The following is a 12,123-nucleotide window of genomic DNA, read 5'->3' on the forward strand; positions in this document are numbered from 1 at the left end:
AATGATTTATACATAAACACGACCCCAAAATTGGAGTCGTTTCATCAAAACTAGTTACCTAAATATGCATTTAACATCCAAGTATGCTTCTCTAAGCTTTGATATTGTGCGTTCAGCATATCTTCTGTACGGTCATCGCCTTCTTCAGATGCTGATTCCATTGCTTTTTCCAGTGCATTCATAATCGTGTTGAAATCCTCAATTAATATTGAGACCATTTCTTGAGTCTCTTCTTTACCAGTCGCTTCTTTAATTAAAGAAATGTCTAAATGCTCCTTCAATGTTGCGACAGGCTTGCCTCCCTTAGTTAAAATACGTTCGGCAATTTCATCTAGATTAAGCGTTACTTCGTTATACAACTCTTCAAATTTCGTGTGTAATGTAAAGAAAGATGGTCCATTTACATACCAGTGGTAGTTATGTAACTTAGTGTACATCACCGACCATGTTGCTACTAAATCGTTTAAATGTGTGTTTAATTGTTTCTTAGCCATAAACTTTCACCTCATAATTTATATTTAAAATTTCAAAAGAAATTTTAATCCTGGATTATAGTGAAAAGATAAAGATTTTTCACTTATATTTATATTATAACCGTTCGTCCACTTGTTAAAACCTTATAAATTCGACGATTATACAAATTTAGCCGCGCTTTTTCATGTACAATAGTAAGGAATGAACCGGTTAGGGTGCTAATTTACTGTGCCGGTTAAATTAGTTGAGGTGAAAAAATGAGCTTACCAATCGTATTAATTATCATCATTACCATTATGGGTATTTTTGCATTCTCCATAATTTTACTTGCTAGAAAAAACAACGTATCATTAAAGCAAACGATTGATGCAAAACCAACCAATACCTATAAAAATGGAGAGCAAAAATAGCTATGAAAAGAATATTTATTGGGCTAATACGGGTTTATCAAAAATATATTTCTCCTATGAAGCCCCCATCGTGCCGATTCCATCCGACTTGTTCGAGCTATGGTATTGAAGCAGTTCAAAAACATGGTGCTTTTAAAGGACTAATCATGACCATAATTCGTATTTTAAAATGTCAGCCACTTCATCCTGGAGGTTTTGATCCGGTACCTGAAAAATGGCCTTCGAAAAGAAAATAACTTTCGGAGGCTTTTTATATTGTTTTTTTTCTTTTAATATTGTATGATTGAAAATGTTCAAAAACACAAATCGTAATTGTTACTATTTAAGGAGATTTACTATAATGAAAAAATGGCTTTCTATTATTTCAATGCTTACATTTATTCTGTTATTAACTGCTTGCAGTAAAGACAATGAAGCACCTGCCGAAACAGACAATACTCAATCGAATAATGATACTCTATCCATCTATACGACAGTTTATCCATTGCAATACTTCACAGAGCGTATTGGAGGCGAATTTGTAGATGTGGCTTCTATTTATCCTGCAGGTGCAAACGAGCACTCATTTGAACCAACGCAAAAGGATATGATGGCATTAGCTGATTCTGATTTATTTTTCTTTATCGGTCTTGGGCTGGAAGGCTTTGTTGAAAAAGCTAAAAAGACATTGGAAAATGAAGATGTGAAATTAGTTGCAACTGCGGATGGTGTAACAGAAGAGCAATTGCATATTTCGACTGGTCATACACATGCGGAAGCTACTACAGAACACGATGATCACGGTCATAATCATGACCATGATGAAGAAGATGAAAGTGATAAAGATCCTGCTCATAACGATCATGATGCACATGTTTGGCTATCCCCTATTATTTCGCAACAATTAGCCTTAACGATTAAAGAAGAGTTAACTAAGGCTTTACCTGAACATGAAGCAACTTTCAATGAAAACTACGAGCAATTAGTAGCGGATTTAGATACACTGCATTCTGAATTTGAAGAAATGGCTAGTGCTACTACTAAAAAAACGTTCTTCGTCTCACATGCAGCGTTTGGCTATATTGCCGGACATTACGGATTTAATCAAGTACCGGTAGCAGGCCTCAATTCGCAAAGTGAACCTTCACAAAAAGAATTGACTTCAATTGTGGACTTAGCTAATAAAGAAGGCATTGAATACATTTTCTTTGAGCAAAATGTTTCATCGAATTTAACTGAAGTTATTCAAAAAGAAGTAAATGCAAAAACATTAACTTTGCATAATTTGAGCGTGCTTACAAAAGAAGATGTTCAAAATAACGAAGATTACTTCTCATTAATGCGAAAGAATATTGAAGTATTAAAACAAGCATTATCAAAATAATATAAATGGGGCGGGACGTAACCCCAAAATGCCATTATTCTCCTTGAGAAAAATGGCGTTTTTTTCTGGCATAAAAAATTGATTTCCATTCCGGGACGCTTTCCGCGGGCACGGCCTGAGCCTGTAGTCTCAGGCGTCGTGCTGTTCCCGCAGGAGTCGCCCTCCATTCCAATCAATTTTTAAAGTATCCGTTTTTTAATAATGGTCTTTTCCTTATCCAATAAAAATTCTAATTCTATCCCAGCCCCATGAAATACCTCATAAATCATCCAGTAAGAGAAGCAAATTTCTTCTTAATAGCTTATTTGACCCGCTTCGAGGCAATTGGGTAACAAAATGAACTTGTTTAGGGACTTTATAATTTGCTAAATTCAACTCGCAAAATTCTATTATTTTCTGTTCGGATATTTTTTCTTTTAAAACGACAAATGCTACAGGTACCTGCCCCCACCTATCATGTTCCATCCCGCAAACTCCGGCTTCCTTTATGTTAGGGTGCGCGAGTAGTACATTTTCAATTTCGGCAGGATATATATTTTCGCCACCTGAGATAATTAAATCGCTTCGACGGTCAACTACATACAAATAGCCTTCTTCATCCAAATAGCCAACATCCCCTGTATGAAGCCAGCCATCAATTGTTGTTGGTTTATGTTTGAACTGACCAATATATTTTGGCGTGACATGTGGTCCGCGTATTAGTATTTCTCCAATTGGCTCTCCATCTTTAGCATCAATTCTTATGTCATTAAAAAACAATGGTTTACCTGCAGAACCGATATGTGTCATTGCATCTTCATTTGCTAATGTAGCAGTTTGGGATGCGGTTTCAGTCATACCGTATGTTTGCGCAACACGCAAATTTAATTTTTCTGCTCGTTCTAAATAACCGATTGGCACCGGACCACCACCTGCTAACATAGTAGAGAATTCAGGATGGGCTTTTTGACCAATGCGTTCCATTTCAGACAATATATTTTCCAACATAACCGCAACGACTGACATTTTCGTCACTGTACCTTTGATGATTTCCTGTGCACATTTTTTGGCATCAAATTTTTCATATAAACGTATTTTCATCCCGTACAGTAATGATCGGACTACAATTGAAAAACCACTTATATGAAAAATTGGAACAGTACAAAGCCATGTATCCTTCTCCGAAATCCCTAAATTTAATGCAGAACTAATTGCGCTTGAACTATGGTTTGAAACAGTTTGACAAACTCCTTTCGGAAAGCCTGTTGTTCCGGATGTATACATTATTGTTAGAGCAAAATCCTCATCCCATTGTGTTGCAATGTCATATTCGGATTCATGTGTTTCATATAGCTGAGAAAATGGCACAATTCGGGCATCATCAGGAAGTTTGGCAAGCTCCTCATCAGCCACTAGGATTGTGTCTACTTCTGCATCCTCAATTTGATACGTAAGCTCCTTCTTTGCTAACCTGCTATTTAGTAAAACGACTTCACAATGTGCCTGCATACATGCATATAGCAGTTCAACTAAAGCCGGTGTAGACGGAGCTAAAACTGCAACCCGTTTACCATTTGTTAATTGGAGAGTATTTAATTTATAAGCTAAGCGAACTGATTGTAGGTAGAGCTCATTAAAGGTCCACTCTTGGTCATTAAAGCTTAGTGCAACGCGATTCGGTGTTAAATAGGCACGTTGCTTAATCCAGTTTGGCTGCATGCCCTTTCCTCCTATCATAAAGAAAGGGATGTCCAAAGTTTATTAGGACATCCCTTTCGAATTATTATACGAACAAATCAAGGGAAACGAGGGAATTGACCGAAGTCAGGTTTACGTTTCTCTTTAAATGCATCGCGGCCTTCTTTTGCTTCATCAGTTGTGTAGTAAAGAAGTGTAGCATCACCAGCAAGTTGTTGGATACCAGCTAAACCGTCTGTATCTGCATTCATGGCAGCTTTTAAGAAACGTAATGCTGTTGGAGACATTTCAAGCATCTCTTCACACCATTTTACAGTTTCATCTTCCAATTGCTCATATGGTACTACAGTGTTTACTAAGCCCATATCAAGTGCTTCTTGCGCATCGTATTGACGGCATAAATACCAAATTTCACGAGCCTTTTTATGACCTACAATACGTGCCAAGTAGCCTGATCCATAACCCGCATCAAATGACCCTACTTTAGGACCAGTTTGTCCGAAGCGTGCATTTTCAGCAGCAATTGTTAAATCACATACTACGTGTAATACGTGACCGCCACCAATTGCATAACCAGCAACCATTGCTACGACTGGTTTAGGAATTTTACGAATTAACGTTTGTAAATCCAAAACATTTAAGCGAGGAATATTATCATCACCTACATAACCACCGTGGCCGCGTACTTTTTGGTCACCGCCTGAGCAGAATGCATGCTCGCCTTCACCTGTTAAAATAATTACGCCAACTTTTTCGTTATCGCGCGCACGTGTAAACGCGTCAATTAGTTCCGCTGTAGTTTTTGGACGGAATGCATTACGAACTTCCGGACGGTTAATCGTAATTTTTGCGATACCGTTATAGAATTCATACTTAATATCTTCATAAGTATGTAAAGATGTCCATAGACGTTGCTTTGTCATATATATTGCCTCCTAATTTGAGTTATGAAATCGTTTCCTTTACTATTGTAGCAAACTTTGTTGGATTTTCCACATGAATTGCGTGACCAACTGCTGGAATTATGATGTGATTAGCTTTTACTATTTGTTTTTGCATTTCGTTGTTTAATTGCACAAATTTTTCATCTAGAGCACCGGTTATAAGAGTAACAGGCATCGGTAACGTAGTAAGAGGCTTTCCCCAAAGTTCAGGCATTACTCCTGTCCCCATGCCGCGTAAACTATTTGCAAGTCCAATTTCACGCTGTTGTACTCGCTCTTTTCTTATCTCCTGCTGCACACTAGCAGGCAAAAGCTTTTGTGAGGCAAAAAGAGGAATGTCTTCCCACTTATTCACGAAAGATTCTATCCCATTTACGACAATTTTCTCAGCAAGGGCATCGTCTGCCATTTTTCGTATTGTTCGCTGCTGCTCTTCCACTAAGCCAGGGGAAGCGCTTTCCAGCATTAAATGGGTTATTTGGGATGGATAGCGAACTGCATAGCTTAAAGCTACACGTCCTCCCATTGAATATCCTAATAACACGAATTCCCCAAGATTTAAGACACGAAATAATTCGTTCAGTAGTTCGATCTGAAATGTCATTGAATATTGCTTTTCAGTTAATGGAGCAGCAGTCTGTCCATGGCCGATTAAATCTACCGCAATACAGCGAATGTTTGTTGGTAGCTGCGCAATCACTCTATGCCATGTTTTCGTACTCCCGGTAAAACCATGCAATAGAACGATTGTTTGTTTAGCATCCTCATTCCATTGTTCCACATACACATCTAAACCTTTTACAGCGAATCGAGCCATTGTTCAATCACCTCGTTTATACGTGTCCACAATAGACGATGCTGCTTTACATTTTCTTCGCGATCGGTAAACACCTCAATTAGTTTTAAAGAGGCTTGTTTATTTGTTGCCAATGTATTTATAAGTTCAGCTTTTGTTTTTACTTTTTCGTATTCCATATTGTACATGCTAGCAACTTGCTCGAACGTTAACTCGGTCGGTGTCCCGAATAAATCCTCATAGTGTGCCTCTACTTTTGACTGAGGTAAATATGAGAAAATTCCACCTCCGTCATTATTCATTACGATCACTGTTAAATCACATTGCTGATAACGGCTTGCAATGAAAGCATTAGTATCATGCAAAAATGCTAAATCTCCAATCAGTAAATATGTTTTACGCATTTTACGTCCATTACTAAAGCCAAGTGCAGTAGATGTCACTCCATCAATTCCATTGGCCCCTCGGTTTGCGAAAATTTGAACTGATCGATTAGTTGAAAGTAAAAAAGTATCTATATCACGAATCGGCATACTGCTGCTTACGAATATGTCAGCTTCTTCCTCAATATTTGCCAGCAGTGATTGAACCATTGCCCCTTCATCGTCAGCATAATCACTATATTTTTCTATGACATCCGATGCGAGTAAATCGGCCATTTTCCAAAACTGAAAATATTCTATTTCAGCTACAGAATGCTGTAGCTCAATTTCACCTAGCCACTCCCCTGGAAGCGCATGAATAAAGTGCGTGGACATATGTGTAGAGTCTCTATACATTGGGTCCTCGTCGATAATAATATAGTTTTGCGGATTTACCTGTACGATAAATTGCATTAAAAATTTCGATACCGGCTGTGCACCGAATCGAATAACCGTTTGTGGACGAACATTTTGTTTGAAACGCTCATTTTTCATCAAGGCATCATATGTAGCAATTGCATATATTTGGCAATCTTCAGGTACTTCTGTGCGTAGATTTGATAAGCTTTCAATCATTACTGGCCACTTTACTTCACGGATAAAGTTCCATAAATGTTCGGTATCCGTTCCTAATGGCAATTCCCCTATAATAATCATTCCATTAGTTGTTCGTTCCAAAATATGTGTTAACTCCGTAATCGCTTGCTTTGAAGGTGTAAGCTCATTTGTATAACTTTTTACATAGCTCGACTTCGGCAGCACATCTTTAAAATCAATCATTAACGGTTCACGGAATGGAATATTCAAATGTACCGGTCCATATGGTGCAGTTGTTGCAATATTTAACGCACGTACAGTATGACGCTCAATAAATGGCAACGTTTGCGGCGCGTTGTCTGGAATCGGGAATTCAGCTGACCACTTTACGTTTTCGCCGTAAAGTCGTACTTGATTAATCGTTTGTGGTGCGCCCACTTCTCTTAATTCATGCGGACGATCAGCTGTTAAAACGATTAAAGGCACCCTTGCATATTTTGCTTCGACAATTGCCGGGTAGTAGTTTGCTGCTGCCGTACCTGATGTACATAATAATACAACGGGTTTCGCCGTAGCTTTTGCTAAACCAAGCGCATAAAAAGCAGCTGCCCGCTCATCTACCTGTCGATGCATCTCCAGCTCCTTTGTTGAAGCAAAGGCATAGGCAAGCGGAGTGGAGCGTGAGCCAGGACTTATCACGACTTGCTCTACTCCGGAAGCTACTAAAGCAGATACAATTTGATAAACATAATTCGATAGTATTTCACGCTCATTCATGTAATTGACCTCCAAGTGCTCGCAGCATCGGACGGAATTTCACGAGCGTCTCTTCATATTCGGATTGTGCTTCTGAATCCGCTACAATCCCACCACCTGCATATAAGTATGCTTTATCCTGTACTAAAGCAGCCGAACGAATCGCAACCGCGAACTCCCCGTTTCCATCTGCATCAAGCCAACCAATAGGCGCTGCATAAAGTCCTCGATTCATTGGCTCATACGCACGAATTATCTTCATCGCTTGTTCACGTGGCACACCGCCTAATGCTGGAGTTGGATGTAAATGTTTCACCAGCTGTAAAATCGTTGCTTGTTCATTTAGAATACCTTCAACAGGCGTATATAAATGCTGAATATCTCTGATTTTCAGAAGCTTCGGTCCATGTGGTACTTTTACCTCGGAACAATTCTTTTCAAATGTCTCAGTAATCATTTCTACGACATAATGATGTTCACCAAGATTTTTCATATCATTTAATAAGTTTTGTCCCAGTGCTTCATCGGCTTCAGCAGTTGAACCGCGCTTTATCGAGCCAGCGACACACGAAGAATAGGCTCGTCCATTTTCGACTTTTACTAAGCGTTCTGGTGATGCACCATAAAATAATAGATCCCCATGCTCTAAGCCAAATAGATAGCTTTCTGGTTGCTCATGTACAACATGCGATAAAATTTGAGGTGATGTAATCGCTTCCTTAAATTGCAATGCTAAAGAACGCGCAATAACTACCTTTTGCGCTTCGTTATCTTTTATTAAACTTGTCACTTTGTGAATGGAATTTAAATACTCTTCCTTGAACGGCTCCATATAGCTCGTCATCGTCGGCTTTGCATATGTTTTAACTTCTTTTACTTGTGCTGCATGAATAAGCTCATCACGCTCTTTACGCAATGCCTCAAATGTATTGGCGCTATTTGTCTCATCTGTAATGTAGTTAATTGTTACATATGCTTTATCATTTCGAATGACTAACTGATGGGTTGCTACAGTAAAATAGCTTTGTGGGAAGTTTGTCCATTCTGCTGATACTTCATTTTGTGGGTCAAATGTAAAACCACCAAAAAGAATAGGCTGTAAGTGCCGATCTTCCTGAACAATTTGACTAGTTAGCTTTTTCCAATGTTGTTCAACCAAATCAAAACGAGCGTCGGATGCATTATTTTCTATTGTATATGCATGACCTAAACCGACTAATGTGAAGGTTTTTTCACGATTTTGCCAGTAATTTCTTTTTCCTTTATATTTCTTTTCTCCCGCTGCAAAAAATGCTAACGCGGATAAACGACTTACTTCGATTGTTTCTATATAAAAAATTTGTTTTGAATTTAAGCCTACTTCAATTTCAGTGGCGTTGTACCACTTGTGTTGCATGAAAATTCCCTCCGTCATGTTGCAAATTCACTAAATATGATGCAATTACCACACTTTTTAATACGTGCAAAAATTTTTATAATTTGCTCAATTTATTTGCGTTCGTTCTCTAAATAATACCTCTCCTATCATACCATTTTTCAAGCAATCGTTACATGTATTCATGCTTCACTCTGTTCTTTTTGTTGTAATTGCTTTACAATAGTTTAGATAATTGTATTTGGTAAGGAGCGTTTTTTTTATGACAAAAGTCGTTGAAGCGGACAAAGGGTTTAAAGTTTGGTGGCATTTAACACGTCCCCATACATTAACGGCTTCATTTGTACCAGTATTACTAGGTACTTCAATAGCACTTGCAATAGACCATGAAACAATTCATTTTGGATTGTTTTTTGCAATGCTTATAGCTAGTATGCTCATTCAGGCAGCTACAAATATGTTCAATGAATATTATGATTATAAGCTTGGACTGGATAATGAAAATTCAGTCGGCATTGGAGGCACAATTGTCCGTCATGGTGTAGCACCAAAGACGATTATGATGATTGCGCTAGGCTTTTATGGAATAGCGATGCTTTTAGGGGTATACATATGCGCGATGACTTCTTGGTGGTTAGTAGCTGTTGGTCTTGTTTGCATGCTTATTGGCTATTTGTATACAGGTGGTCCATATCCGATTGCCTATTCACCTTTTGGGGAGTTAGTTTCTGGAGCAGTTATGGGAATGGGCATTATTTTAATTGCTTTCTATATTCAAACAGGGGAAGTAACGTTGGATGCAGTGTTAATTTCAGTTCCTAGTATGATTCTAGTGGGAGCGATTATGCTTTCCAATAACATCCGTGACATCGTAGGAGATACAGAAGGCGGTCGCAAAACGATGGCTATATTAGTCGGTCGTTACAACGCTGTAACAATACTTGCTGCGTTTTTTGTTGTATCTTATATTTGGATAGTTGTTCTTGTTTTTCTTGGTCATTTAACACCATGGGCTTTACTTGTATTATTAAGTGCGAAAAAGCCAATCGATTCCATTAAACTATTCCGTGCTAAAGAAAAGCCTTTAGAAGTAATGCCTGCTATGAAGTTTACTGCACAAACGAACACGATTTTCGGTTTCCTTTTGGCGATTGGTTTACTACTTTCATATTTTCTTTAAAATTAAGAGAGGCATGTTGTCACCAACATGCCTCTTTTATTATTCCATATTTTCTATTTCTGCATGATCAATACATGTTAAAGCTGTAGGAATCGCTTCTAAACGTCCAAATGGAATGTTTTCACCACATACAGCACATTTTCCATATGTACCCTCATCCATCGCAGTCAATGCAGTTTTAATTCTCTCAATTTCTTCTTCCTTCAATTCATTTAACGTAAGTTCTGTTACAACCGTCGTCAAATCCGTAGCTGCATCAGCTGGATGATTATCAACCGCCGATAACTCTGTTTCATCAACAGGCAGTTCATCATTGATAAACTGTTGTAATGTCGCTAGCTCTTCTTCCAATGTCTGACGTAATTGTTGTAATTGATTGTTATTCATATTAAATCCCCCTTTTATCTGTTAATAAAATATTACCTAAATGAGGATTTCTAAAACATCTCGACTTATTTTATCGCTGTATATGCACTAATTGCATTATGCAGAAACTGGGTAGCACCTTCTCCAACTCGTTGATCATAATAGGAAGTAAAGCGTTCATCGTATATATACATTTGTGCTAATCCTTGGTGAGCCTCTTTCGTATATTTTGCCCAAGAAAAGCTTAACCAACGTTTATGAAGCTCTGCAGCCTCCATAGCAATTGCTGAAGTAGTATCTCCCTGTTCCATCGCTTCTTTTAAGCGTTCAAACAACTGCTTCTCTAATTGTTGCATAGCTTCGTATTGTTCTTCTGACATATTTTTCAGTTTGCCGTAGCTTGCATCAACTTGTTCCTCACCATATTTTTCACGAATTTCCTGCCCGTAGTTTTGTTCATTTTCTTCCACTAATTTATTTTTGAAAACTTTAAACTTTTCTTCATTTGTCATTTTAATATCCCCTTCCAACATATTGATTGTTTGATTTATTGTTTCAAGTAATTTATCGAGATAATTTCTCTTTTTTTGTAAAAGCCCGTATTGTTTTTTTAACACTTCTTTCACTTCAAAATTTGGATCGTTTAAAAAATTTTTAATCTCCTCTAGCTTAAAATCTAGCTCCCGATAAAACAGAATTTGCTGTAGTCGATCAATATCAGATTGACTATATTTTCTATAGCCATTTTGCTCGACCGCTGAAGGCTTTAACAAATCAATTTCATCATAGTACCGTAATGTTCGTGCACTTACACCTGACAACTTTGCCAACTCATTTACTAGCATGCCATCACCTCTTATTTAGTACTATAAAGGATGACGTAACGTAAAGGTCAATGGGAATATATTTTAAAATTAAATTTTTCTTTTCAATTATAATTGGTGAAAGGATGACTTTTGAAAATCAAAATATATCAATCGATATTACACTATAAAAAATGGAAGCATTCCTAATCTTTTAGGATGCTTCCATAAAATTTTTTAATCTCGAAATTAATTCACTCAAGTAAATTTTCGGTAATGTAGACATTTGTTTTAAACTAATATTTTTCACTTCAAAACATTTAATATCATTTTCATAGCGAAACCCTGTCACTTCAATTTCCTTCACTGCTTCTTGAGCCAATTGCATAAAATGTTCCCATTTAGCACGATACATTCCATCAACTTCTTCACGTTGAATCGAAAACTGCTCAAACCCTCCTACCAACTCAAAAACAAAAATATTGGCAAATTCATTATCTTTTATTAATTCATTTTCGATACTATATGGAATTACTCCCAATGATTTTAATTGTGAAAACATAGCAGTAATACCTATTTCCTCTTCAAGCTCTCGCACTCCATCTTCAACAGTTTCTGTAGAAAGTAAATGGCCAGCAGCAGTAATATCGTATTGGCATGGGTAATCTTTTTTATATTTACTTCTCAGTTGAAAGTAAATATGCCATTCTGCGTTAATTTTTTCAATAACCCAACAATGGAATACTTCGTGCCAATATCCTCTTTCATGAATTATTTCACGGTGCTCAACACCTATTTCATTGTAATCTTTATCAAATATTTTTAGACGCTCTGTCAAAACGTCACCCCCTTATATACAAAAACGCTAAGTACATGTAAAAGTACTTAGCGTTTTCTCTTCTTCTTATGTATGACCCGTACGGGATTCGAACCCGTGTTACCGCCGTGAAAGGGCGGTGTCTTAACCACTTGACCAACGGGCCGATGGCGGAGACAGAGGGATTTGAACCCTCGCGCCGC

13 protein-coding genes and 1 tRNA gene are annotated in these 12,123 nt (G+C 37.6%); 4 read left to right on the forward strand and 10 right to left on the reverse strand.

Features of this window, described 5'->3' with window-relative positions:
* Window positions 1-50: 50 nt before the first annotated feature.
* Window positions 51-494 carry a Dps family protein gene (locus tag SNE38_RS18560; RefSeq protein ID WP_191705222.1) on the reverse strand — a complete coding sequence of 148 codons (444 nt, stop codon included), beginning with the start codon at window positions 492-494 and terminating at the stop codon, window positions 51-53.
* A 237-nt stretch (window positions 495-731) separates the two neighbouring features.
* Between SNE38_RS18560 and SNE38_RS18565 the strand changes: the two genes are divergently transcribed.
* The 3 genes from SNE38_RS18565 (at window position 732) to SNE38_RS18575 (ending at window position 2,247) form a co-directional block, all read left to right on the forward strand.
* Window positions 732-884 carry a hypothetical protein gene (locus SNE38_RS18565; protein WP_336047103.1) on the forward strand — a complete coding sequence of 51 codons (153 nt, stop codon included), beginning with the start codon at window positions 732-734 and terminating at the stop codon, window positions 882-884.
* 2 nt (window positions 885-886) lie between these two features.
* On the forward strand, window positions 887-1,120 hold the full coding sequence (gene yidD / locus SNE38_RS18570; RefSeq protein ID WP_191700655.1) for a membrane protein insertion efficiency factor YidD: 234 nt from the start codon (window positions 887-889) through the stop codon (window positions 1,118-1,120).
* Window positions 1,121-1,224: 104 nt separating this feature from the next.
* On the forward strand, window positions 1,225-2,247 hold the full coding sequence (locus tag SNE38_RS18575) for a metal ABC transporter solute-binding protein, Zn/Mn family (protein ID WP_191705224.1): 1,023 nt from the start codon (window positions 1,225-1,227) through the stop codon (window positions 2,245-2,247).
* Between the two features lie 258 nt (window positions 2,248-2,505).
* Here SNE38_RS18575 and SNE38_RS18580 read toward each other — a convergent pair whose 3' ends face one another.
* From SNE38_RS18580 to SNE38_RS18600, 5 genes are all read right to left on the reverse strand, one after another.
* Entirely contained in the window at window positions 2,506-3,945 is a 1,440-nt protein-coding gene (locus SNE38_RS18580; protein WP_336047104.1) for an o-succinylbenzoate--CoA ligase, read from the reverse strand.
* Between the two features lie 77 nt (window positions 3,946-4,022).
* Entirely contained in the window at window positions 4,023-4,847 is an 825-nt protein-coding gene (gene menB / locus SNE38_RS18585; protein WP_191705226.1) for a 1,4-dihydroxy-2-naphthoyl-CoA synthase, read from the reverse strand.
* A gap of 22 nt (window positions 4,848-4,869) precedes the next feature.
* Complete coding sequence (gene menH, locus SNE38_RS18590; RefSeq protein ID WP_191705227.1) at window positions 4,870-5,685, reverse strand: 2-succinyl-6-hydroxy-2,4-cyclohexadiene-1-carboxylate synthase; 816 nt, start codon at window positions 5,683-5,685, stop codon at window positions 4,870-4,872.
* The gene (gene menD / locus SNE38_RS18595) at window positions 5,667-7,400 is read right to left on the reverse strand and encodes a 2-succinyl-5-enolpyruvyl-6-hydroxy-3-cyclohexene-1-carboxylic-acid synthase (protein WP_191705228.1); all 1,734 of its coding nucleotides are present in this window, start codon (window positions 7,398-7,400) and stop codon (window positions 5,667-5,669) included. Before menD ends, menH begins: the two co-directional genes overlap by 19 nt.
* The gene (locus tag SNE38_RS18600; RefSeq protein ID WP_191705229.1) at window positions 7,393-8,775 is read right to left on the reverse strand and encodes an isochorismate synthase; all 1,383 of its coding nucleotides are present in this window, start codon (window positions 8,773-8,775) and stop codon (window positions 7,393-7,395) included. Before SNE38_RS18600 ends, menD begins: the two co-directional genes overlap by 8 nt.
* 241 nt (window positions 8,776-9,016) lie before the next feature.
* Here SNE38_RS18600 and SNE38_RS18605 point away from each other — a divergent pair, with 241 nt between their 5' ends.
* Complete coding sequence (locus tag SNE38_RS18605) at window positions 9,017-9,934, forward strand: 1,4-dihydroxy-2-naphthoate polyprenyltransferase (protein WP_191705230.1); 918 nt, start codon at window positions 9,017-9,019, stop codon at window positions 9,932-9,934.
* A gap of 39 nt (window positions 9,935-9,973) precedes the next feature.
* Here SNE38_RS18605 and SNE38_RS18610 read toward each other — a convergent pair whose 3' ends face one another.
* The 4 genes from SNE38_RS18610 to SNE38_RS18625 all read right to left on the reverse strand — a co-directional run bounded on the left by SNE38_RS18610 (window position 9,974) and on the right by SNE38_RS18625 (window position 12,086).
* On the reverse strand, window positions 9,974-10,321 hold the full coding sequence (locus SNE38_RS18610) for a TraR/DksA family transcriptional regulator (protein ID WP_336047105.1): 348 nt from the start codon (window positions 10,319-10,321) through the stop codon (window positions 9,974-9,976).
* A gap of 65 nt (window positions 10,322-10,386) precedes the next feature.
* Window positions 10,387-11,145, reverse strand: a complete 759-nt coding sequence (locus SNE38_RS18615) for a MerR family transcriptional regulator (protein ID WP_191705232.1) — start codon at window positions 11,143-11,145, stop codon at window positions 10,387-10,389.
* A 172-nt stretch (window positions 11,146-11,317) separates the two neighbouring features.
* A complete protein-coding gene (locus SNE38_RS18620; RefSeq protein ID WP_191705233.1) occupies window positions 11,318-11,941 on the reverse strand; it encodes an NUDIX hydrolase in 624 nt (207 codons plus the stop codon).
* Between the two features lie 73 nt (window positions 11,942-12,014).
* Window positions 12,015-12,086: transfer RNA gene (locus tag SNE38_RS18625), tRNA-Glu, on the reverse strand.
* Between the last annotated feature and the right edge of the window lie 37 nt (window positions 12,087-12,123).

This window comes from Solibacillus ferritrahens, from assembly GCF_037027585.1.
Lineage (GTDB): Bacteria > Bacillota > Bacilli > Bacillales_A > Planococcaceae > Solibacillus > Solibacillus ferritrahens.